This is a genomic window from Nocardioides sp. (genome assembly GCF_034670285.1).
Lineage (GTDB): Bacteria > Actinomycetota > Actinomycetes > Propionibacteriales > Nocardioidaceae > Nocardioides.
Window position 1 is genome coordinate 1 of sequence record NZ_JAXMNS010000001.1, and the last position, 21,837, is coordinate 21,837.

At 65.1% G+C, this 21,837-nt stretch carries 19 protein-coding genes and 1 pseudogene; 5 read left to right on the top strand and 15 right to left on the bottom strand.

The genetic code is table 11. From position 1 onward, the window contains the following. Positions 1-670: 670 nt before the first annotated feature. Complete coding sequence (locus VOI19_RS00005) at positions 671-1,300, bottom strand: TetR/AcrR family transcriptional regulator (protein WP_323790891.1); 630 nt, start codon at positions 1,298-1,300, stop codon at positions 671-673. Between the two features lie 124 nt (positions 1,301-1,424). On the opposite strand from VOI19_RS00005, the gene VOI19_RS00010 reads away from it, so the two are divergent. From VOI19_RS00010 to VOI19_RS00025, 4 genes are all read left to right on the top strand, one after another. Continuing rightward, on the top strand, positions 1,425-2,501 hold the full coding sequence (locus VOI19_RS00010; protein WP_323790892.1) for a BtrH N-terminal domain-containing protein: 1,077 nt from the start codon (positions 1,425-1,427) through the stop codon (positions 2,499-2,501). Further along, positions 2,501-3,172 carry a transglutaminase family protein gene (locus tag VOI19_RS00015; RefSeq protein ID WP_323790893.1) on the top strand — a complete coding sequence of 224 codons (672 nt, stop codon included), beginning with the start codon at positions 2,501-2,503 and terminating at the stop codon, positions 3,170-3,172. Before VOI19_RS00010 ends, VOI19_RS00015 begins: the two co-directional genes overlap by 1 nt. A 221-nt stretch (positions 3,173-3,393) precedes the next feature. Continuing rightward, the gene (locus VOI19_RS00020) at positions 3,394-3,963 is read left to right on the top strand and encodes a PaaI family thioesterase (RefSeq protein ID WP_323790894.1); all 570 of its coding nucleotides are present in this window, start codon (positions 3,394-3,396) and stop codon (positions 3,961-3,963) included. Between the two features lie 673 nt (positions 3,964-4,636). After that, the gene (locus VOI19_RS00025; RefSeq protein ID WP_323790895.1) at positions 4,637-6,346 is read left to right on the top strand and encodes a GMC family oxidoreductase; all 1,710 of its coding nucleotides are present in this window, start codon (positions 4,637-4,639) and stop codon (positions 6,344-6,346) included. Between the two features lie 89 nt (positions 6,347-6,435). Here VOI19_RS00025 and VOI19_RS00030 read toward each other — a convergent pair whose 3' ends face one another. The 14 genes and pseudogenes from VOI19_RS00030 to VOI19_RS00090 form a co-directional block, all read right to left on the bottom strand. Next, a complete protein-coding gene (locus VOI19_RS00030) occupies positions 6,436-7,263 on the bottom strand; it encodes an SDR family oxidoreductase (protein ID WP_323790896.1) in 828 nt (275 codons plus the stop codon). 13 nt (positions 7,264-7,276) lie between these two features. Further along, complete coding sequence (locus tag VOI19_RS00035; protein WP_323790897.1) at positions 7,277-8,785, bottom strand: aldehyde dehydrogenase family protein; 1,509 nt, start codon at positions 8,783-8,785, stop codon at positions 7,277-7,279. Between the two features lie 101 nt (positions 8,786-8,886). Then, on the bottom strand, positions 8,887-9,834 hold the full coding sequence (locus VOI19_RS00040; RefSeq protein WP_323790898.1) for an ABC transporter ATP-binding protein: 948 nt from the start codon (positions 9,832-9,834) through the stop codon (positions 8,887-8,889). A 55-nt stretch (positions 9,835-9,889) separates the two neighbouring features. Beyond that, positions 9,890-10,432: a hypothetical protein gene (locus tag VOI19_RS00045; RefSeq protein WP_323790899.1), complete on the bottom strand. Its 543-nt coding sequence runs from the start codon at positions 10,430-10,432 to the stop codon at positions 9,890-9,892. Then, a complete protein-coding gene (locus VOI19_RS00050) occupies positions 10,429-10,962 on the bottom strand; it encodes a hypothetical protein (protein ID WP_323790900.1) in 534 nt (177 codons plus the stop codon). The genes VOI19_RS00045 and VOI19_RS00050 overlap by 4 nt, the downstream gene beginning before the upstream one ends. Then, the gene (locus tag VOI19_RS00055) at positions 10,959-12,281 is read right to left on the bottom strand and encodes an MCE family protein (protein ID WP_323790901.1); all 1,323 of its coding nucleotides are present in this window, start codon (positions 12,279-12,281) and stop codon (positions 10,959-10,961) included. Before VOI19_RS00055 ends, VOI19_RS00050 begins: the two co-directional genes overlap by 4 nt. After that, positions 12,281-13,495 carry an MlaD family protein gene (locus VOI19_RS00060; RefSeq protein WP_323790902.1) on the bottom strand — a complete coding sequence of 405 codons (1,215 nt, stop codon included), beginning with the start codon at positions 13,493-13,495 and terminating at the stop codon, positions 12,281-12,283. Before VOI19_RS00060 ends, VOI19_RS00055 begins: the two co-directional genes overlap by 1 nt. Then, on the bottom strand, positions 13,492-14,775 hold the full coding sequence (locus VOI19_RS00065) for an MCE family protein (protein ID WP_323790903.1): 1,284 nt from the start codon (positions 14,773-14,775) through the stop codon (positions 13,492-13,494). Before VOI19_RS00065 ends, VOI19_RS00060 begins: the two co-directional genes overlap by 4 nt. Continuing rightward, positions 14,700-15,260, bottom strand: a complete 561-nt coding sequence (locus VOI19_RS00070) for a hypothetical protein (RefSeq protein ID WP_323790904.1) — start codon at positions 15,258-15,260, stop codon at positions 14,700-14,702. Before VOI19_RS00070 ends, VOI19_RS00065 begins: the two co-directional genes overlap by 76 nt. A gap of 85 nt (positions 15,261-15,345) precedes the next feature. Continuing rightward, positions 15,346-15,705 (bottom strand): annotated as a pseudogene (locus VOI19_RS19335) (MlaD family protein); the annotation flags it as partial. After that, the gene (locus VOI19_RS00075; protein ID WP_323790905.1) at positions 15,669-16,709 is read right to left on the bottom strand and encodes an MlaD family protein; all 1,041 of its coding nucleotides are present in this window, start codon (positions 16,707-16,709) and stop codon (positions 15,669-15,671) included. The pseudogene VOI19_RS19335 and the gene VOI19_RS00075, both read right to left, overlap by 37 nt. A gap of 1 nt (position 16,710) precedes the next feature. Next, positions 16,711-17,874: an MCE family protein gene (locus tag VOI19_RS00080; protein ID WP_323790906.1), complete on the bottom strand. Its 1,164-nt coding sequence runs from the start codon at positions 17,872-17,874 to the stop codon at positions 16,711-16,713. An 11-nt stretch (positions 17,875-17,885) separates the two neighbouring features. Then, on the bottom strand, positions 17,886-18,713 hold the full coding sequence (locus VOI19_RS00085) for an ABC transporter permease (RefSeq protein WP_323790907.1): 828 nt from the start codon (positions 18,711-18,713) through the stop codon (positions 17,886-17,888). A gap of 1 nt (position 18,714) precedes the next feature. Continuing rightward, entirely contained in the window at positions 18,715-19,521 is an 807-nt protein-coding gene (locus VOI19_RS00090; RefSeq protein ID WP_416366294.1) for an MlaE family ABC transporter permease, read from the bottom strand. Between the two features lie 399 nt (positions 19,522-19,920). On the opposite strand from VOI19_RS00090, the gene VOI19_RS00095 reads away from it, so the two are divergent. Beyond that, positions 19,921-21,165 (top strand): PucR family transcriptional regulator, encoded by a 1,245-nt coding sequence (locus VOI19_RS00095; protein WP_323790909.1) that lies wholly within the window; start codon positions 19,921-19,923, stop codon positions 21,163-21,165. Positions 21,166-21,837 lie beyond the last annotated feature (672 nt).

The window sequence follows — 21,837 nt, forward strand, 5'->3', positions numbered from 1 at the left end:
ACTCGACCGCTCGCTGCAGGCCTGGGTGACCGACTACAACAACGAGCGCCCGAACAACGGTGACTACATGGCCGGCCGTACGCCATTGCAGGTCAAGAAGGAACTCAAGCGCCGAATCCGCCAGACTGTCGCCTGACCATCCGGTCAACAGTCCAAAGACATCGAACTGTCACCCCGACGCGTGCTCCGAAAGGCCCAGCCGACCAGATCGAAGGTGTCGCCGGCGAGCTCTCACCATTTGAGGAACTGCACGGCTTCAGCATCGATGGCGTCGACCTGAAGACGGCGATCCTCCCCGACGGCTGGCGCAACCGACTGGTCAAGGTGCAGAACGCAAACACCGCGGCGGCAGGCGGCGAACCGCGCTTCGCAGGCTGGTGTCTGCAATGGACTCGTCCCCTTCCGGCCATCCTTGACGGCAGACGCCACCGGATGGGACGTGGCATCAGACAAGGCAGATCCTGCCCGCCCCAGCGCTGGGGTGCAGGGACACCTTTGGGTCAGCGGCTTGTCCGATACGGACATGGCGAATCAGGTGAACAGTGTGGGCACAATCTGGCGCGGCGGCATGCCTTCCATCGGGGCCGGGAAAGCTAAGCGCTTGCGCCCTTCTACCCGGACGACCGTGGTCCGCGAGGTCGTAGGTGGCGCCCCGTACCCGAGCGACAACTCAGGTGCGCGCAGCGGACAAATTCTCGGCGGGAAGCCCCAGGTATCTCCGACCCACTTCGGTGATCTTGTGGGAAGTGTCGCTACGGGACCCGGTGGGGAGCGCGAGGTGGCTGACAGTGAGGCGTACCAGGGCGTCAGCCGCGTCGAAGACCTCCTGTACGTCGAGGTCCGGGAAGTTGGACGTCACCCAGCGCGCAAGCGATCTAGTCGCCAGATCGAGCGACCGCGCCGATGTGGTGAGGAGGGGAAGCATGCCCGTCGCGGACTGGGAAGTCGGGTCGCCGTTGGCGATCAGCACCGCTCGGAGAAGGGGACTGCGCTCCGCCTCTTCCAGGGTGTAGTCGACGGCAGCCGCCAAACCCCGAGACACATCGGAGCGAAAACACTCCAGCACCCCCTCGATCCCGTCGACGAAGCGCACCGCTTCCCTCAGAACCACGGCCTCCCCCAGGCCAGGCTTGTCCTTGAACTCCTTGTAGAGCAACGCCCGCGAGACGCCGACAGTATCTGCGATCTCCCCCATGCGGACCCGGTCCCAGCCACGCTCAACGATCATGTCGTGTGCCGTCTCGAGGACGGCGGCGCGGACATGGTCGCGGTAACGCTCCCGCATCGACTGACGTGGCACGACGGACACACTAGGCCATTTCTGTTGACAACGAGACGCGTGTCACGTCCCACGCATGGGTGACATGCTCATCAATCCGGTCTAAGTTTCGACAATCGTATCTATTTGTTCATAGGAATGAGCCATGGTCAGCCACGACGATTCTCACGTGATCACCTACCCTCATCGGCTCGGGGGGCACTGCGGTTCGGGTGCGATGCGGGACCTGCTTGAGTGGGCGGGCCTGGGCTGGGACGGGCCCCCAAGCGAAGGCCTCGTCTTCGCGCTGAGCGGGTCCTTGGACCTTTCCTACGTCCGCGACGCCCAACTCCTGCCGCCGATCTACTTGGTTGGTCGTGGAGGCGAATTGGAGACCGACCTGCCGAAGCGGCTCGGTGCCGAGGTCACCGTCCGCGCCACCGATGCCCCCCAAGAGGGGTGGGCGTGGGTGCAGGAATCCGTAAAGCGCGGCCGACCGGCCCTGGTCTGGGCCGACATCGCCGAGCTGCCCTACCTGCGCGTTCGCCTGCAGATGAGCCGCCACGACATCGTCGTGATCGGCTACGACGACGAGCAGCAACTCGCCCACGTCGTCGACAACGACCGCGAGGCAGTCCAGCTCGTGCCCTACGACGCGCTCGCCAAGGCACGGTCATCGCAGGGCTTCCCGGTGCCGACTCGACACACCTTCTTTGACATCGAGTGGCCTCAGACGCTGCCGGACCTGGAGCCCCTCAGCCACGCAGCTTTTGCCCAGGCCTCGGCCGCCATGACCATGTCGAGCGGGCCATCAATCATCCCCGACAACGACACCGCCGCCGGGGCCACCGGCCTCGCCGCCGTCGATCTCTTCGCCGAGGACTTGGCCCGTTGGCCTGATGTGTTCCCCGAGGAAGTGCTCCACCTGGTCCTCCTAGGGCTGAGCGCCTTCGTCGAGAAGGCCGGGACTGGCGGCGGCCTGTTCCGCAGGCTGCTTGCCAGTGGCGCTCGCGACATCGCGCGCCTGACGGAGAACGAACACGCCGACCACGTCGCCCTCGCCGCTCACGCCAGCGCCGAGGCCTGGTCGGAGGTCGCCTCCCTGGCCCGTCGGGAGGGGGCACCGGCTGGACGTGCTGAAGCTGCTGCCAGGGCCGCCGCCGCACTTCCCTCGCTCGAGCGCGAGCTGGTCCAAGCGCTTGGTCGCGCCGGAACAGCCCAGGACGCCAGGGTCGGCGCCTGATGGCCGACCACGCAACCCCGCGCGAGGCCCTGGCTCCGGGACAGTTCGTGGACAGCGACCATCCCGCCATCCGCGACTTCGCCTCGACCGTCACCTTCGGCGCCCGGGACCCCCGCGAGCAGATCCAACTCCTGTTCACCGAGGTACGAGATCGCCTCCGATACGACCCGTACAGCGTCACGTCCGACCGCGACGACTACCGCGCCAGCGCCATCTTGGACGGCGGCCCGACATGGTGTGTTCCGAAGGCGATCCTTCTCACCGCCAGCCTCCGAGCCATCGGCGTCCCCGCCGTGCTCGGCTTCTCGGACGTGCGCAACCACCTCAACAGCAAAGCCCTCCTGGCTCTCATGGGCACGGACCTCTTCGTCTACCACGGGTGGTGCGGGGTATACGTCGACGGTCAGTGGCGCAAAGCCTCCCCTGCCTTCAACTCCGAACTGTGCCAGCGGTTCGGCGTCCCACCGTTGGAGTTCGACGGCACGCAGGATGCGCTACTCCACGCCAACGACGGAGCTGGGCAACGCCACATGGAGTACGTCCGTGAGCGGGGGATGTGCCTCGACCTCCCGTTTGAGCAGATGATGAACACCCTCCTCGATACCTACGGGCCAACAATGATGACTAGCGCCGACAGACAGCGCACGCCAGACGCAACCTTCGGCCACTGAGCACGCGTCGAAGCACAGAGACCACGCGCGCAGGGGTTTCCACGCAGCGGGGTGCCACTCGAGCCAGCCCCTGAATACACCACGCCCATGGTCTCCACGAGCACCGGTGCGGGCACCTCGGAAGGCAAGTGGTGAACACAGAATCAACATTCTTACGGCCGGTGAACAAACGAACTTTGTGTCTCTCAGTCAAGCCCGACCGAACTACGAGGAGCCCATCCATGAGTGACTCTTTCCAGCACATCGACGGCGTGGTCGAGCAGGGCGTCGCGGGCTCCGGGGCCGAGCCCGGGGCCGAGGCAACGACGTTGGAGACCTGGATACGTGGAATGTCCGGTGCCGCAGAGTCCACACGGGGTCGCCTTCCCTCCCACTCCCCCACCTGTGCCGGGTGTGGACCGGAAAATCCCGCGAGCTTGGCGTTGCAAGTCGATGCCACCGAGGGGGGCGTGCGCTCAGTGCATCGTTTCGACCCCCGACAGGAAGGCGCGCCGGGGATCGCCCACGGCGGCATGGTGGCAGCGGTGTTCGACGACCTCTTCGGCTTTCTGCTCTATCGCGTGGGAGAGCTCGCGGTGACTCGATCCTTGTCAGTGGAGTACCTCCGCCCGATCCTGCTCGAGACCGACTACGAGTTCACGGCTCGTGTTCGAGAGCGGGCGGGACGACGCATCGAGGTGAACGCGGAAGCATCCAGTCTGGACGGCGACAAGCTCGCGACCGCGCATGCGACCTTCATCATCGTCAGCCACGAGCACTTCGAGCAAGGTGTGGACCGGACTCAAAACTGATGTCTCACTCGGGGACGAACGGCTCGAGCTCGACCACGGGATCAAGAACGATGCCGCGGCGAGTCACCGCGTCTTGGAGCACGAACATGACGTGACAGCCGCTCGGCCACGACCTCCATCGACTCGTCGGGCGCTGATCCAGCCACCAGATGACGGCGGCGACCAGCATGCCCATCACACAGACCCAGATGCCTTGCGGGAAGCTTGCGTGAACGATTACCCGCATCGGTCGCGTGTGGGCCGACCTGTGTGTGTCCCAGATCTACGCGGGCAGCTCGGACATCGTGAAGCCGTTCGTTGCGAGCCCGCACTCCCGAACCACGAACCTCGGCCGACCGGCACCATCCGGGCGACTCCGGCGTCGCAGCGTCGGAACTTGTGCGCGGGTCCGGGCGTGGTTGCCGAGAATTGAGCATGCGCACAAGACGGGAGGTTACCGAATGTGGGACCTTGCCTCATCGCCGCAGGACGGGAGTAGCTGCGACCGACTGCGTGTCGACATCGCTGAAACGGCCCGAGTCCGTCCTGGCGCTGATCCCAACCGAATCGCCATCCCTCGCGCGACTCCACGTCGCAGTCGCACACCTCTCGGGGCGACCAAGATCCGGAGAGCGGGCACAACAACGGACACACCCCCCCATCACCGACACAATCCGCTCGAGAGGACCCACCCATGAGTTCGAATCACTACGACGTCCTCATTATCGGCTCAGGCTTCGGGGGCTCGGTCACTGCGATGCGCCTTGCAGAGAAGGGGTACCGCGTGGGGGTGTTGGAGGCCGGCAAGAGATACACCACCGACGAACTCCCGGCCACGTCCTGGGACGCTCGACGTTTCGTCTGGGCACCGAAACTCGGCTGCTACGGCATCCAGCGCATCCACCTGCTCCGTGACGTCGTCATCCTCGCCGGAGCCGGCGTGGGCGGGGGCTCACTCAATTATGCCAACACCCTGTACCAGCCGCCCGCGCCCTTCTTCAACGACCCTCAGTGGGCCCACATCACCGACTGGCGCGCAGAGCTCGACCCTCACTACCAGACGGCACGCTGGATGCTCGGCGTCGTCGAGAACCCCCACATGACACCGTCGGACGAGGTGCTGCTGGACGTCGCCAGGGACATGGGGGTCGGACACAGCTTCACCTTGACACCGGTCGGGGTCTTCTTCGGTGAGCCCGGCAAGGAGGTCGACGACCCGTACTTCGGAGGCGCAGGGCCACGCCGTACGGGCTGCACCCAGTGTGGGTCGTGCATGACCGGGTGCCGGGTCGGCGCGAAAAACACCTTGGACAAGAACTACTTGTACTTCGCCGAGAAACTCGGCGCAGAGGTGCACCCGCTGACCACGGTCGTCGATGTACGCCCGCGACGTGGCGGCGGCTACTTCGCCGACACTGTGCGCACGGGCAAATCCGCCCGCCGTCGCACGAACCGAGAGACGTTCACGGCCGAACACGTGATCTTCGCAGCCGGGACCTACAACACTCAAAAGATGCTGCACCGCTTCAAGTCAACTGGGTCGCTCGCCCACATCTCCGATCGACTCGGCATGCTCACTCGCACGAATTCCGAAGCGATTCTCGGCGCGAAATCCCGCAATCGGTCGAGCGACTACACCCGGGGTGTCGCCATCACCTCCTCGATCCATCCCGACGAGTTCACCCACATCGAGCCCGTTCGCTACGGCAAGGGCAGCAACGCCATGTCACTGCTTCAGACCGCCCTCACCGACGGTGATGGCCCCGGGCCCCGTTGGTGGCGATGGTTGAGGACGATCGCGACCGACCCCTCGCACCTGACATGGTTCAGCCCGCGGCGTTGGTCGGAAAGGACCGTCATTCTGCTGGTCATGCAGACTCTCGACAACTCGATCACGGTTCGGACGAAGAGGAATCTGTTCGGCCGGCCCACCATCACCTCCGGACCCGGCCACGGGGCACCAAACCCGACGTGGATCCCCGTGGGCAACGAGGTCACTCATCGCGTCGCCGAGAAGATCGACGGCGTCGCGGGCGGATCCACCGGCGAGATTGCCAACATCCCGATGACCGCGCACTTCATCGGCGGCTGCATCATCGGCGACTCCCCCGAGACGGGGGTGATCGATCCCTACCACCGCCTGTACGGCCATGACGGGATCTACGTCGTCGACGGCTCGAGCATCTCGGCCAACCTGGGGGTCAACCCGTCGCTGACGATCACCGCCCAGGCCGAACGTGCCGCCTCGCTGTGGCCGAACAAGGGCGATCTTGACGAGCGCCCGCTACTCGGAGCCGCCTATGAACGACAGGCCCCCATCGCCCCGGCGAATCCTGCGGTTGTCCTGCCGAGCGACGGCACGACACCTGCAGGGCATCGGGGCCCCGACACGGACTGGGAGTGACCTTGGACCGCTGCGATCACCTGTGTGCTCGCAGCGGTCCACTTGCTCGTCAGCGTCCAGGGCAGCGTCTGAACCTACCCATGCGCAGCTCAGCTTCTGCTGACCCGCTCTAGGTAAGCCTGGCGGGCAGCGTGGTCGACCCGGTCGAGGAAGACCGTGTCGGTCCCGAGGAACGCGCCGAGCGGGGTTGCGAGCCGCTCGGGCACGAACTTCATGGCCGCGACCATGGAGCCCGCCACGCGTGTCACGCGCACGAACGGCTGTGGTCGCTCGATGAGCGCCGCTGTCGCGCGCGCGATCTCCTCGGGCTCCGCGTTCCGCATGGCTTTGGCTCCACTCGTCCCGGCCACTAGTTCGGTGTTGGTGAAGGTCGGGCGCACCGTGGACAGGGTGACACCCGACTTGCGGTACTCCAGCCTGGCGGCCTCGGTGAAACCGATGACGGCGAACTTGGTGCCGCAGTAGGTCGCCAGACCCGGGACGGGGAGCTCGCCTGCGAGCGAGGCCGTGTTGATGATGTGCCCCTGGCGGCGCGGCAGCATCCGCTGCAGTGCGAGCTTGGTGCCGAAGATGACACCCAAGATGTTGATCTCCACCTGACGCCGGGTGACGTCATCGGCTTCTTCGTGAGTATGTCCGGTCGGCATCACTCCGGCGTTGTTGATGAGGACGTCGATGGCGCCGAGCGTTCCCTCGGTGACGTCAAGGAAGGAGGCGATCGACTCCGGGTCGGTGACATCCAGCCGAACGGCCACCTCGACCCCGAGGTCCTCGGCGGCAGACTTGAGTTGCACCTCGTCGATGTCGCCGATCGCGACGCGGTGACCACGCCTGATGAGCTCCCTTGCTGTGTGGTAGCCGATCCCTCGAGCGCCGCCGGTGATGGCGACGACCCGTGATCCAGTGGTTGTCTTCATGGTGCCTTTCCTTTCAGAGGCCGAGCCGCTGTCGCAGGCTGCGGCCGGCAGCCAAGCGCAGCGCGCGGCTGGCGATGGCCGTACGCCGGGCGGAGTACGGGTACCAGGTGAGTTCTTTGGTGGTCAGCGCGATTCGCGGCTCGGTGATGGCCTGCACGCGGCAGTACTTTCGCAAACCCTGTGCTCCACCTAGCCGTGCACCGAGACCAGAGGACTTCCAGCCGCTGTGCGGCAGCCCGACCGCGAACAGGTTGCTGAAGACGTCGTTGACATTGACTGCCCCCACGTCGAGCCGGTCGGCAATTCGCCGTCCGCGTGCAACGTCCCGTGTCCACACCGTCGCTGAAAGGCCGTACTCGGAGTCGTTCGCCAGGCGCACCGCCTCCTCCTCGTTGGCTACCTTCATAACCGGCAGCGTGGGACCGAAGGTCTCCTCGGTCATGCACGCCATGCGGTGGTCGACGTCGACGAGCAGAGTCGGAGGGTAGAAGTGCCCCTTCGAGTCGCTGGCACCACCGACCAACACACGGGCCCCCGACTTCCGGGCATCCTCTACGTGCCGCTCCACGGTCTCCACCTGCTCCCGGGTGACCATGGCCCCCACGTCATCGCGAGACCCGGAGCCTTGCTTGAGCGATCCGAGCGCGGCCGCCACCTTCTCCACGAACTGGTCGTAGACCTCCTCGGCCACGTAGACCCGCTCGACGGAGATGCACACCTGGCCGGAGTTGAACATGCCGCCCCAGACGATTCCGTGCGCAGCGCGGTCCAGATCCGCGTCCTCAAGCACGATCGCGGCATCCTTACCGCCCAACTCCAGGCTGACCGGTTTGAGAAGTTCCGCGCAGCGCGTGGCCACCCTGCGCCCCGTCGCCGTGGATCCGGTGAACTGCACGAAGTCGACGGCCTCGACCACTGCTGCTCCCGTTTCCCCTGCGCCCGCAACATGAGCGATCACGGGCGGCGCACCGATCTCGTGCCAGCCCTCGATGACACGAGCGCAGGTCAGCGGCGTCAACTCCGAAGACTTCGTCAGCACGGCACAGCCTGCGGCCAGCGCCGGTGCGGCATCCATGAGGAAGAGGGTGATGGGAAAGTTCCACGGGATAATGAGTCCCACCACGGGGTAGGGCCGGAAGGTACGGGTCAGCCGCTTGGGCAGGCTGAGCAACCCGCCCGCCGCGACCCTCTCAGGGGCGAGGAACTTCTTCGCCTGATCGGCGTAGTAGGAGATGAACTCACACGAGGCCGTCGTCTCGACCAGCGCGTCGGGCCGGACCTTGCCTGTCTCTGCGACAAGCAGATCCGTTAGCTCGTCGGTGTGCTCAAGAATCCACGTTCGCCAGCGGCGCAGCCACATCGCTCGCGCCGAAGGACCCATGCTCTGCCATTCAGCCTGCGCAGACCGGAGCCCGTCAGCGACCGTGTGTACGTGAGCGGCGTCCGCGACTGGCACCAAGCGGATGGCCCTCCCATCCGCGGGCCGGCGAATGTCAAGTGCGGAAGCGGACGATGCGTTCATGAGAGTTCCTATCGAGGTGCGCTGAGGGATGGAGCGGAGCAACGAGTCGAGCACCGGTCGAGCGTCGTCGACCAGGAGTGGCCGACTCAGGGTGCGTGCGACTAGGTGACGCTGACGAGGTCGGTGGCGAAGGAGCCTGGAGGCGGCGTGACACCGTTGTCGCGGCACCAGCCACCGGGCTCGCGCTGGCTGCGGCGCGGGATGCCGCTCGACGGCTCGATCTGCATCGGGATCGGCGGCAGCGGCGGCATCTCCTGGTCCTTCTCGGCCTCGAGCTCGTCGGCGTCCTTCTCCTCCGACATCCCGATCGGACCGACGCGCTGGGCGTTGAGGAACTGACGCACCACCGGCTCCTGCGAGCTCAGCAGCATCTCGCGCGGGCCGAACATCGCGAGGTGCTTGTGGTAGAGCAAGCCGATGTTGTCGGGCACGGTGCGGGCGGTGTTGATGTCGTGGGTGACGATCAGGAACGTCGCGTCGATCTGAGCGTTCAGGTCGACGATCAACTGATTGAGGAACGCCGTGCGCACCGGGTCGAGGCCGGAGTCGGGCTCGTCGAAGAGCACGATCTCCGGGTCGAGCACCAGGCCACGGGCGATGCCGGCGCGCTTGCGCATTCCACCGGAGATCTCACCCGGGAGCTTGTCCTCGGTGCCGAGGAGGCCGACGAGGTCCATCTTCTCCAGGACGATCTCGCGGATCTGCGACTCGGACTTCTTGGTGTGCTCGCGCAGCGGGAAAGCGATGTTGTCGTAGAGGTTCATGGAGCCGAACATCGCGCCGTCCTGGAACAGCACGCCGAACAACTTGCGGATCTCGTAGAGGTCCTTCTCCGAGCACGAGGCGATGTCGGTGCCCTCGATGACGATCGAGCCGCAGTCGGGCTTCAGCAGACCGATAAGGGTCTTCAAGAACACCGACTTGCCGGTGCCGGACGGCCCCAGCATCACGCAGATCTCGCCAGCCGGGATCGTCAGCGAGACGTCCGCCCAGATGAGGCTCTTTCCGAAGCTCTTGGTGAGGTTGTCAACCTTGATCTCTACACCCATGTCAGTCCTTCTGCTTTCGCGGTGAAGCCCTGCTGATACGGCCTGGGTCGACTCGTCATTTGGTCTCCAACCCGGCGATCTTCCAGGTTGACCCGACGCGTTGCATGGTGACGTCGACCCGACTGCCGCTCACCACGGGATCAGGGGAGTTCCGACTTGTGGTCGACTGGGTCAGGAAGATGAGCAGCACGACCTCGTCGTTCTTCGTGGAGACCACGCCTGCCGCATTGACGCTCGCCTGTGTCGTGATCCGCCGATCTGTGGCGGTGTCGCGTACGACGTCGTCGAGCAGAGTCCGAAACTCTTCCGTGAAGGCGCCCGTGGTCTGGCCCAGTGCGGTCGCGAGATCCTCGTCCAAGGTGGTGTGACGGTAGCTGAGCAGCAGGGATATTCGTTCTCGACCGACGTTGAGCGCTTCGTCTCGGGCCGACGCCAGATCGTGGATTTGGCCGGTCCGCCACGTCGCGAACCCGGCAACGGTCGCGAAGACAATCGCCACGCTCAACAACAGCATGGACAGGCCGCGTCTGCGCCCATTTCCGGAGGAGGCAGAAACGGACTGATTCTCAGCGGAATGCTCGCTGGTCCTGTCGCTCATGCCACGAACCGTAGGGTCGAGACCAACCACATGCCGTCAACCTGCTTGAACTCGACCTCGAGCCGATAGTTGCGTGGTTCTGGTTCTCCGGTGTTGAGGTTGTCGACGGATCCCTTCGCAGCCACGATGACCGTCGCTGCGTCGTCTTCAACGCTCACGACTCCCGTAGAGACGACCTCGCCCGTGGCCACAACCTCGTTCTTGATGACCTCGTCACGTATCCGACCGGCTTGCGCACGTAGGTCGTCGCGGAAGGACGCCGTAGCCCCGGCAATGAGCTCGTCAAGGTCCTCCGCCGTCGTCTCCGCGCTGATAGTGATCAGCCCTAAGACCTGCTTTTTCGCGGCCTCCACGACTTCGCTTCGTTCCTGCTCACGCTCGTGAGCGTCCCGCCACGCGACCCCGCGCTCCCATGCAGCGCCGGCCGCGAGGACGACGAGGAGAGTGACAACGACCTGCAGCCCGAGCGGACGCCATCCCCGCCACCAGGTTGTCGCCCTGTCCGCGAAGAACTCCCGGACGTTCTTCATCGCGCCTCCAGCGGACCGAGCATCAGCATCTGCCAGCCCGAACGTTCTGCACTGTCCGGACTTGACGAGCCTTGCAACCCCCGGGCGAGATCAGACCCACGGGACGATCCCCGATTGTTGGGCCACACACCCTTCCCGAACTCGAGTCCGCAGGCCGACGGCAACGGACCGCGCTCCGCGCTTTGTGGGCACGGAAGGAGTCGGGCGCCCCGCACCGATTTGGGGTCCGGGTCAGGCACCGTGCAGTGTGCCAACCGGTCAACCTTACGGACACCTTCGACCGAAGGGTCCCGCCGTTGACTCGCTGGCAAATAGCCCTGAGAGCAGGCGGGTGGGTTGTTGACATTGAGGCGAAGGTCAAGGTTGACGTCCCCGAACTCTTCCCTCGGGTTGATGGCGCTCTGAAGGCGCGCGACGGTGACCGGGTAGTAGACCAAGCCCTCCTGGATCTGCGGGAGGTATGTGTTGAGGACCTCGGCGTTCGTGGTCAAGTTGGTCACGAGGAGGGGAAGCGTCGGCTGGAGGTCGGTGACGAGTCCGGTGGCCGACTCCAGACCGTCGGGTGCTTCATCCAGCAGCGAGCGCAGGTCTCTGTCTCGGTCAGCGAGCTCTGCGGTGAAGGACGCGAGTGACTGTGCGTAGCTGAGGGTCGTGCCTCGCAATTCCTGCTGGGTGCCCAGGACAGGTTGTGCGGTCCTGATCAGTGACGTCGTCGCGGCCAGTCGCGCCTGCGCTGTGATAATCAACTTGTCTGCTGCGTCGATCGTGGCCGCGAGGTCGGGACCGCTGCCCCCCAGTCCCTCATCCACCTGGTCGAGCACACGCCGGGTGCGTTCTCGTGGGATGGCGCCCAGCAGGTCGTTGACCGACTCCAAGACGGGGGTGATCTGCGGCATCGCGATCGTGCGCTCAGCAGGGATCAGGTCGCCGTCGGACATGCTGGCGGACCCGCGCGCCTCGGAAGAGGCACGTGCGGGCGGCACCAGATCGACGTACTGCTCACCGATTGCGGACGTGCTGTGCAGTTCGGCGATCGCATCGGCGGGGATGTCGTGCTGGTCGTCGATCCGCAAGGTCGCGACAGCACCACCGTCCTCGACCTCAAGGTCGGTGACCTCACCGACCTTGACACCCTGGTAGGTCACCATGGCCTTGGGGTACAGACCACTGGCGTCTGGGTATTCAGCACGAACTTCGTACACGCCGACGCCCATCATCGCCGGAACTCGTGCGTAGACCACCGCGGCGAAGAAGAGGGCGACCACCGTGAGGGCCGCGAAGATGCGGAGTTGGCGCTTGATCAACGGGGTGAGAACCATTAGCAGTCTCCTAGCAGTTGGAGGAGGCATAGGCCACCGCTGTCATTCGTGCCGTCGGCGCCCTGGTCGGCGTCGCCGCCCGATGCGCCGCCCCGAGTGCCCTTGTCCGCTTTGCTCTCTGTGCGGGGCTCTTCGATCGGTCCCGTCACGGGGTCCTCGGACTGCAACGACGGCAACTGATCCGTGCCCAGGAGCAGATCGACGAGACTGCGATTACTGACGTCGATGGTGGCGAAGAGGTTGGAGTAGTCCCCTCGCAGCGTGTCCTCAGTGGTCATCGCCGGGAAGGGGATCGTGATCGCGATCTTCAGGGCCTCCGGCACCCGAGTGGCCGCCTTACCGAGGTTGCTCAAGACCGGGCCGAGCGCATCTAGGTTGGCCAGGATCGCTTCTTGACTTGCCTGAATCACCCCGACTGCGCGGGTGCTGGCTCGTCCGGAAGTGGTGACGGCGTCTACGAGACGAGCCCGCTCCTCCTCAAGCGCCTCGAGCCCCGGACCAATGCGGTCGATGGCGCGGGCAATCGTGTTTCGGTCGCCAGCCAACCCCTTGCTGAGCCTGTTGAGAGACTCCAGCGCCCTGACGATCTCCCCCTTCGTGTCGTCCAGGACGCCCAAGAGCTCGTTGGATCGCGTGACCAAGTCGCGGGTGTCCAACTCGCGCTCGTCTAGCGCTGTGGTCAGCTCACCGGTGATGGTGCTGATCTGGGAGAGCCCGCCGTTGTTGAGCAGCAACGCCACTCCCGCGAGCACCTGCTCGGTGGCCGGCGCCCGCCCCGTCCGGGCCAGAGGCACTTCGTCGCCCTCCGCGAGGAGACTCGACGGGACCTCCCCGGTTGTCGCGGCAGGATTGTCCACATCGACGTATTGGGCGCCGAGCAGTGTTTTCTGTCCGATGGTGAAGCGCGCTGTACTACTGATCGGCATCGAATCCAGCAAACGGATGTTGGCCACCGCATGCCAGTCCTCGACCTCGATGGAGGCCACGGTTCCGACGACGACGTCGTCGAGGAGCACCTGGGAGTTCGGGACGAGGTTCTCCACGGCGTCGAAGTGCACGGTCACGGAGTAGCCGTCATCCCCCGTGGCAACCTGCCCGGGCAGCGTGTTCTCGTTCGGCTGCAGAGCGCAACCGGATATCAGCGGGAGAACCGCCATGGCGGTGGCACACACATGCGCCGCGCTCCACTTCCGGCGAACAGTGCGGGTGGTCATGGCTTACCTCCAGTACTGCCGGTCAGCAGGAAACCGAGGCTTTGCAGGAGATCGATCTCAACACCAGCGAGACCCGGAATCGGGAGGTCTTCCCCGTCACCGGGCTCACCGACGTTGATGCCCGGGACCAGGTCTTGGTCCAGCGAGCCCAAGCCCAGCGACTCCAGCAGCGGCTCAAGCACCTGGGTGCACTGGGCAGCAGTCCCGCCTGCCCCGAGGATCGCGCCGCACAGTAGCTGCGGGAGGCTATCGAGCGCGCTGAGCGTTGCGCGCCCCTTCAGGGCGGAACCCTCCACGATATTGGCCAGGTTGATCAGGGCGTTGGTACCGATGTGCAGCGAACCCGCCAGTTCATTGGATCGGTCTGCGAGCGCCGCAGAGAGGAGGTTGACTCGTCGGACCGCGGTCGAAATCCCCTGACCGTTGGCATCGGTGAAGTTGCGGACCGTCTTCAACGTCACTGCTAGGTCACGCAGGACGCTGGTCAGGGCGAAACGATTGCGCTCGAGCACCTCACCCACGGAATCGATCTCCGAGGCGAAGCCCCGAACGGCTCGATCGTTCAGCGCGAGCGCGCGGGTGAAGGTATCGAGGTTCTCGACGGTTGAGAAGAGGTCTGACCTCGGGTTCGAGAGAGCCTCGGCCGACGTCCGAAGACCGGCGATCGCTCGACGCAGTTCGGCGGCGTTACCCTCGTCGAGGCCTTTGTCGAGAGCCACGACCGCTCTCGAGAGGGCACCCCGCCCGGCACCCGGGCGCGGCCCCAATGCTCCGGTCAAGTCGGTGAGTTGTTGCTTGACATCGTCGAAGGTGACCGGCACCGCCGTGCGGTCGATGCCGATTTCGGCTCCGTCTTCAAGCACCGGTCCGCCGGTGTAGACCGGCTCCAGCTGGACGAATCGACCGCTGACCAGGCTCGGTGACACGATGGCCGCTCGTGCGTCTGCGGGGATCGGCTGGTTCTCGTCGATAGCGAGCTCGACCTTCACGCCAGCCTCACCAGGCACAACCTTTCGAATAGTGCCTACACTCACCCCCAGCACCCGGACGTCGTCCCCGGGGTAGAGGCCCTCGGCGCTACTGAAAGTCGCCGACACCGTCCTTTGGCCGGCCCCTCCGACCAAGGTGATGCCGACAGCTACTAAGAGTCCAAGCACGAGAAGAACGATCGGGCTACGCAGTGTGCGAGCGTGCGACAAGGCGGTCACGGGAGCACTCCAGACAGGATCGGCGACAACGTGGCGGGGTCGGTGAGGTTTTGGATGTAGGCGTCGAACCATGGACCGGTGGAGGCGGCGTCGCCGAATGCCGTGGCGTACCCACGAAGGCCCACGATGGTGTCCTGGATCGCCTTCTTGTTGCTGTTGAGAACATCGACGATGTCGTTCAGTTGGCGCAGCGCAGGGCCGATGACCTTTGCGTTCTCGTCGAGCACAGCCCGAAGCTGGTCGGCCAGCGTCTGAGCGCTGACCAAGAGCTCGTCGATGACACGCTGACGTGCGTTCAGTTCGGCGAAGAGAGACTGTCCGGCTGTCAACAACGAAGCGACCTGGCGGTCCCGGTCTGCCAACACCCCGGTCACCCGGCTGGCTCGGGCCAGCAACGTGGCGAGCTGGTCGTCGTTGGCGGCGATCGCGCCCGAGAGGTCGGAGATCCCGCGCAGGGCGGGACCGATAGAATCCTGGGACCCTTCGAGCACTCCGCTGGCCTGGTCGATGGCTTGTTGCAGGGCGGCCTTGTCGATCTGCCCGCTCTCGGAGGGCACTGGTGATGCTGTACGGCGAATCAGTACGGTCGATAGGGATCGTGTCTCCCGCCTTGAGCGATCCGCGGCCAGCGGGCACGAGTTCGACTGCGGCGCGGCCCAGCAGGGTAGTGGTGATGATCCGCGCCTCGGTGCGGTCGCCGAGCTCGACGTCCGGGTCGGTCAGCGCCAGGTCGGCCTCCACGACGCCACCCTCTAGGGTGACCTCGCGCACTTTGCCGATCTCCGCTCCCGAGAGCATCACCGAGTCACCACCGCGCAGTCCCCCGGCTTCGGCGAACTGGGCGTGGATGACCTCGCTGTTGCCCACCAGGGGTAGCCGGTTGAGGTTCAGGCTGGCGAGGACCACCAGCACGATCGCCAAAGTGCCCACCAGTCCTCGCAGTGCGCGCCTTTCCGACAGGCTGCTCATGGCTGGCACCTCTCGGCGTCGGAATTGATCCATGGGGTCAGGACCGGACGGCCGGCCGCCGCGTCGGACTGGATCCGGACGCCGCAGAGGAAGAAGTTGAAGAAGTTGCCGTAGGAACCGGCGTTCTGCAGCTTGCGGTAGTGACGCGGGAGCTGACGGAGCACCGCCACCAGTTCATCCCTCTCCATGTTGAGCCCGCGTGCGGCGACAGTGAGCGCACGCAGGTCGGGCGTCAGGTCGCCGCGCGCCCGAGCGAGCAGCCCGGATGCCTGGCGGGCGAACTCGTCGATCTTCCCAGCCGCGACGAGGATCTCGGTGTCCTGCTGGTCGAAGCGGGTCAGGACGATGTCGAGAGCATCGATGAGCTCTCCGACCTCGTCTCGGCGCCCGTCGACGGTCTCCAGCACCTGGTTGAGGTTGCTGATCACCTGGGTGATCAGTTGCTCTCGTTGGGCGATCGTGGAGGTGAAGGAGCCCACGCGACTCGTGAGTGTCTCGACCGCGGACTCCTGACCTTGCAACACCTGCACGAGTTGCTGCGACAACTCGTTTACCTGGGTCGGGTTGAGACCTGCGAAGAGCGGCTTGAAGCCGTTGAGGAGCGTGTCTAGATCGAGCGCCGACGCCGTGTTGGCGACGGGGATCATGTCGCCGGGCGCCATCTCCTGCGCCGCCTGACCCCCGCTGGCGAGCTGGACGATGCGGTCCCCGATGAGGTTGCGGTACTCGATCGTCGCAGTCGTGGCGTCATCGAGCGTGAGCGACGCGTCGACCGCCACACTCACCACAACGGTGCTGTCGGGCTGAACGTCGATGTCGGTCACCTTGCCGACGCGAACGCCGGCAGCCCGGACCTGGTCCCCCTTTTGAAGACCTGAGACATCGCTGAAGGCGGCGCGATAGGCGACGGTGTCGCCGGAGCGGTACTCGCCAGTGACGGCTGCCACCCAGAACGTCACCAGTGCGGCGACGACCAGAAATATCACGAGCCGGATGAGATCGGCCCGCTCCTTGACACGCAGAGGACTCGTCGCCACGTCAGCGACCTCCCAAACCTAGGATCTCGAGAATGTCAGCGGGTTTCCCTGCATCCGCTTCAGTCGATTTATAAGGATTCACCCCGACGTCGAACGTGGGCTGGTAGCTGAGCGGCACTTCTTCGGGGGTGACGTAGGGCAGACCGAAGCAGTTGGGGCCACGGTTCTCACCCAGAGCCTTCACATCGGTGGGATAGGCGTACGGTTCACGCCCCCGTACGACATGCGTGAAGGTCGTGATCCCCGGGTTGGTTCCGCCGACTGCCACCTCAGCCAGTTCGTTGCCCTTGGCCAAGCCCTCGACCAGACATGGCACCTCCGGGGAATAGCGGGCGAGCGTACCCGTGACGGGTTTCAGAAGTTCCAGGGACGTTGCAAGGCCCGGACCGCTCTCACGCAGCAATGTGTCTCCCTCGCTGCTGAAGGACGTGAGGCTGAGTTCGAGGGCTCGCAGGGAGGCCTGCTGCTCCACAACCGTCTGCAGCGTCGTCGCAGCGCCGTCGAAGGTCGAGATGAGGTCCTCACGGGCCAGTTCGTAGACCGCCGCGACGTCGTCCACGCGACGCAGATCCTCGCTCAAGGCCGGGAGTGCGGGGTTGAAAGACGTCAGGTAGGTCTCCGTCAGGGTGACAAATTCACCCAGCGCCTCACCCCGCTGGTCCAGCGCTCCCGCGACCGCCGACAGCGCATCGCTGACCTGCGCGGGACGTGCGACGTCGAGGACCTCAGTGAGGTTCGTGAACGCCTCGTCCACCTCGACTGTCGTGCTCGTGGCCTGGATCACGTCTCCTTCCCTGACCGGCTCTGCGGCCGAGTTCTCCGACCTGCTGAGCTGGACGTACTTTGCTCCGAACGCGGTCGGCGGCACGAGTTGCGCAGTGACGTCCTGCGGGATGGCATCGACCGCACTTGGGTCGAGCTCGAGCGTGATCTGGACGCGGTCGCCGTCGACGTTGACGTTGCTCACGGCCCCGACCTCGACTCCATAGAGCTTCACCGGAGCCCCCGGTGCCATCGTGAGGCCGGCGCGGTCGGCCTGCACCACGACATCGACACTGGGGCTGAACGAGCCCTTGTACTGCATCACCGTGCCCACAAGGACCGCGGCCACGAGCAGCACAAAGGTCAGGCCCGTCAGCAGCTGTCTATCGATGCCTCTGAACATTGACATTCTCCTCACCCCGCGATGTGGACCGACGGCCCGCCCCACACGGCGAGCGCGAAGATCAGGTCGACGAACATGGTGGCGATCAACGCCGAGCGCACGGCGCGGCCCACGGCTTGTCCCACTCCTGCTGGCCCTCCACTGGCTCGGAATCCGTGAAAGCAGCAGACCGACACGATGACCAGAGCCATGATCAGGACCTTGATGCCGGCGAGCAAGAGGTCGGAGGGGACCAGGAACGTCTCGAAATAGTGTTCGTAGGTGCCCGGAGCTTGGCCGTAGCCGACGGTGACCACCAGCCTCGTCGCCAGCCAGCAGGACATCAAGGCGATCGTGAACAACGGCACCACGGCGATCAGACCGGCGATGATGCGCGTCGTGACGAGGTAGGGGATGGGCGGAACGGCCATCACCTCGAGAGCGTCAATCTCCTCGCTGACGCGCATCGCGCCGATCTGGGCGGTGAATCCCGCTCCGACCGTCGCGGTCAGCGCAATGCCCGCAATAATCGGCGCTACCTCACGGGTGTTGAAGTAGGCAGAGAAGAACCCCGACAGCGCGGAGACGCCGATGTTGTCGAACGACGTGTACGCCTGCAGCCCCACCTCGATGCCAGAGGCAGCGGTCAGGAAGCCGATCACCAGGACCGTGCCACCGATGAGAGCCAGCGCACCCGACCCCAGTGAGACCTCGGCGAGGAGCCGGACGATCTCCTTGGGATAACTCCGGATCGCACGCGGCACGGCGCGGTAGGCCGAGGCGTGAAACTCCAATTGGTCGCCTAGTTCGCGCAGCCCCCGCGCAGGACCGCGCAGCAGTGCTCCTTGCCAAACGGCCATCTCAGGCCCCCAACTTGATCTGCAGAAACAGCGCGCTGATGACGCTATTGGCCGCGAACAGGAGCATGAAGGCGAAGACGACGGTCTGGTTGACCGCGTCCCCCACGCCCTTCGGGCCACCCTTGGCGTTGAGCCCCAGGTAGCACGCGGTCAGGCCAGCCAGCATGCCGAAGACGGCCGCCTTGATCTCTGAGGTGACGAAGTCCTCCAACCCGACGAGCAGAGTGAGGTCGGCGATGTAGAGGCCCGGGGTAGCACCTTGGAGGATGACGGAGAAGACGTAGCCGCCCACCAAGCCCACCACAGTGACCATGCCGTTCAGCGCGACGCCGACGAGCATGGAGGCCAGTACGCGGGGCACGACCAGCCGCTGGATGGGATCGATGCCGAGGGTCACCATCGCGTCGATCTCGTCCCGGATCTTGCGTGAGCCCAGGTCCGCGCAGATCGCTGTGGCGCCGGCACCGGCGACGACGAGCACGCTGACGATCGGCCCAATCTCTCGTACGACCGCGACCGCCGCACCCGCGCCCGCGAGGTCGACGGCTCCAATCTGGATCAATAGCTGGTTGACCTGGAAGATGATGACGACGCAGAAAGGGATCGCGACCAGCAGTGCGGGAGCGAACGACACGGTCGTGATGAACCACGCCTGGGAGACGAACTCGCGGAAGCGGAACTGACGAGTGAACATCTGCTTGAAGACGTTCCCGACGAACGAGTAGAAGTCGCCGACGGCGGCGAGCACATTGAAGACGGTGCTCGAGCGCAGCGCGTCACGAGCAATCTGGCGCGACGCAGGAGTCATGCCGCTGGGCCCTGTGCCGGCGGGGGATTCCTGCGCCGAGGGCACGGCGGGGAGCGTCGTGCTCATCGTTTCTCATCCATGTCCACCGGGACTGCCTGGTAGGGCAGCCGAATCCAATTCGCGTGGTCTTGTTGCGGAGCGGGCTGCGGGCGCCGTGACGCGAAGCGCTCGACGTCGCAGTCGTTGTGCACCCAGCCCGTTGAGGGGCTGTACGGGAAAGCCATTTCCACGCTCCTCAGGACGCAATGTGTATGTATGTGCATTCAGAAGACAAAAAACGCGATCTGATGTGATGCCTATTACAGGACCATCCAGAGCTCAGCGTCTCGTCGGCCGCACCAACCGCCCCCTCCTGTGTTGTACGTTTGCACAGAATTGACGTGAGCAGAGGGAGCGCACATGAGCGGTCAACCGTCCGCGTGGGTACGGCAGTGGGTGAAGGATTTCGTATCCGTTGAAGAGCAGGTCCCCCAGGTGGAGGCCTGGGTGGCGCGAACAGCCGCGTCTATCATGAGCGCCATCCCAGAACTGGCCAGCAGGCATGACCTGGTCGGCGAAATCGATCGGGGCATCCGCGAGCACTGGATCGCTTTTTTGCGCGAACTCGATCGAGCAGAAATGCACTTCGAACTGGTCCCGAGCGCTCAACGAATCGCTCACCAGGCGGCGGAGACCTCCCTTCCGCTGGAGACCCTCGGGCGCGTGTACCGGGTCGCCCAGCGAAGCACGTGGTCCTACGTGACGAGCCTGATGTCAGATGTCCACGGGTCCGAAACGGACCGCACCGAACTGATCATCTTCTTGTGGGAGAGAGCCGCTCAGTGGATTGACAGCTCGGTCGACGAATCGGTCCGGATCTATCAAGATGCCCGGCAGCGAAACGAGATCGGGACGAACGCCTTGCGGTACGAGGTCGTCTCTCAGCTGCTGCAGGGTGACTTGTCGGATGCCGCAAGGGCCTCGGCAGACCTTGGCGGCTACGCCATCAGGAGCTTCAACACGGCTCTGATCCTGTCTTCGCAGGAGCACTACGACTACGCCATCGATGCGCTGGAGGAGATCGGCCGCGACCTGGCCCGGCAGGTCCAAGCCAAGCACCCCCTGGTGGTGCGCCCGGGAGGGCGTCGTGTCTGGGTGTGGCTGGCGACCCAGCATGAGCCCGCCGCTCCCCTACGGTCTGATCTCGTAGGAAGCCTCGATGAGCGCGCCCGCATTGCTGTTGGGCCAAGCAGGAGGGGGATCTCGGGCTTCGTGGAGTCTCATCACCTCGCGCAGCGGGTAGCGGAGGTGACCAGCGGTCATGGTCACGGAGTCCTGAACTTCCGAGAGCTTGAGTTGGTCGTCCTCCTGGGCTGCAGCCGAGATGTCGACATGTTCGTCCGCCGAACCCTCGGCAACCTGGCCGACCCGTCAGCCCACGCGCAACGCCTGCGTGACACCGTGACTTCATTCATCCGGCAGGGCACGAGCATCGATGCAGCCGCACAAGAACTGGTGGTCCACCGCAATACTGTGCGCTACCGTCTCCAGCAGGCCACCAAGTTGCTCAGAGATGATTTGATCCCGTCAAGTCCCGAGGTCTCGCTCGCATTGCGTCATTTTGAGGTCTGCCATCACAGCGACTCCGCGGATCTTCAGGCATGACCCACGACTATTGTCGCCGGCTGCTGATCTGGGTGGTTCTTCGACGCTTCTGAAACATCTGTGGGTGTCCGAGCCGGCCGACCGAGGCGCACGCCGTTGTCCGCCTGAGTTCATGGCTGTGCGTGATATCAGCCGATGGCGGTGCCTGCTGGGGCGCTTCAGGGCGAGAACACCGTGATCGAGCGAGTCGATTTCGACGAGGACGCGGAGTTGGTCGTCGTTCAAGTGCGACCCGCGGCGCGAGAGCATTGACGGTGGCCGCCGGGCCCTGTGGTCGTCGTAGCCTCGGCTACGCTCCCGGTATCGACGTGGACACGGACGGCACCGTCCGGCCCAGGTCGTCGAGTTGGCGGGAACTGGGCCTGGGCGATATCGGCGCAGACTCGAGGCCACCACCCAGTGAGTCACGTGCCGGATCCGCGGGTTGGCTCGGTCCACTGGGTGCGTCGCGGCGCCGGCCCCACCTAGGCCATCGACCGACCATGTCGCCTGGCTGGCAATCAAGGCATCGAAGTCCACGGCCGCCGAGCTGCTGCGGATCGCCCTGCGCACCGTCGGGTCGATCATCACCCCGGTCTATGCCGACATCAACGCCACCCACGACCAAGCGGACGGGCAACGTGCGCGCCAAGACACCAAGAGGCGCACGGTACTTGATGTGGAAGAACCCCG

What these genes read in the sequence shown, in the direction of transcription:
- VOI19_RS00010 (WP_323790892.1), top strand. Translation starts at nt 1,425, where the DNA reads ATGGTCAGCCACGACGATTCTCACGTGATCACCTACCCTCATCGGCTC.
- VOI19_RS00015 (WP_323790893.1), top strand. Translation starts at nt 2,501, where the DNA reads ATGGCCGACCACGCAACCCCGCGCGAGGCCCTGGCTCCGGGACAGTTC.
- VOI19_RS00020 (WP_323790894.1), top strand. Translation starts at nt 3,394, where the DNA reads ATGAGTGACTCTTTCCAGCACATCGACGGCGTGGTCGAGCAGGGCGTC.
- VOI19_RS00025 (WP_323790895.1), top strand. Translation starts at nt 4,637, where the DNA reads ATGAGTTCGAATCACTACGACGTCCTCATTATCGGCTCAGGCTTCGGG.
- VOI19_RS00030 (WP_323790896.1), bottom strand. Translation starts at nt 7,263, where the DNA reads ATGAAGACAACCACTGGATCACGGGTCGTCGCCATCACCGGCGGCGCT.
- VOI19_RS00035 (WP_323790897.1), bottom strand. Translation starts at nt 8,785, where the DNA reads ATGAACGCATCGTCCGCTTCCGCACTTGACATTCGCCGGCCCGCGGAT.
- VOI19_RS00040 (WP_323790898.1), bottom strand. Translation starts at nt 9,834, where the DNA reads ATGGGTGTAGAGATCAAGGTTGACAACCTCACCAAGAGCTTCGGAAAG.
- VOI19_RS00045 (WP_323790899.1), bottom strand. Translation starts at nt 10,432, where the DNA reads ATGAGCGACAGGACCAGCGAGCATTCCGCTGAGAATCAGTCCGTTTCT.
- VOI19_RS00050 (WP_323790900.1), bottom strand. Translation starts at nt 10,962, where the DNA reads ATGAAGAACGTCCGGGAGTTCTTCGCGGACAGGGCGACAACCTGGTGG.
- VOI19_RS00055 (WP_323790901.1), bottom strand. Translation starts at nt 12,281, where the DNA reads ATGGTTCTCACCCCGTTGATCAAGCGCCAACTCCGCATCTTCGCGGCC.
- VOI19_RS00060 (WP_323790902.1), bottom strand. Translation starts at nt 13,495, where the DNA reads ATGACCACCCGCACTGTTCGCCGGAAGTGGAGCGCGGCGCATGTGTGT.
- VOI19_RS00065 (WP_323790903.1), bottom strand. Translation starts at nt 14,775, where the DNA reads ATGGTTCGACGCCTACATCCAAAACCTCACCGACCCCGCCACGTTGTC.
- VOI19_RS00080 (WP_323790906.1), bottom strand. Translation starts at nt 17,874, where the DNA reads ATGTTCAGAGGCATCGATAGACAGCTGCTGACGGGCCTGACCTTTGTG.
- VOI19_RS00085 (WP_323790907.1), bottom strand. Translation starts at nt 18,713, where the DNA reads ATGGCCGTTTGGCAAGGAGCACTGCTGCGCGGTCCTGCGCGGGGGCTG.
- VOI19_RS00090 (WP_416366294.1), bottom strand. Translation starts at nt 19,521, where the DNA reads ATGACTCCTGCGTCGCGCCAGATTGCTCGTGACGCGCTGCGCTCGAGC.
- VOI19_RS00095 (WP_323790909.1), top strand. Translation starts at nt 19,921, where the DNA reads ATGAGCGGTCAACCGTCCGCGTGGGTACGGCAGTGGGTGAAGGATTTC.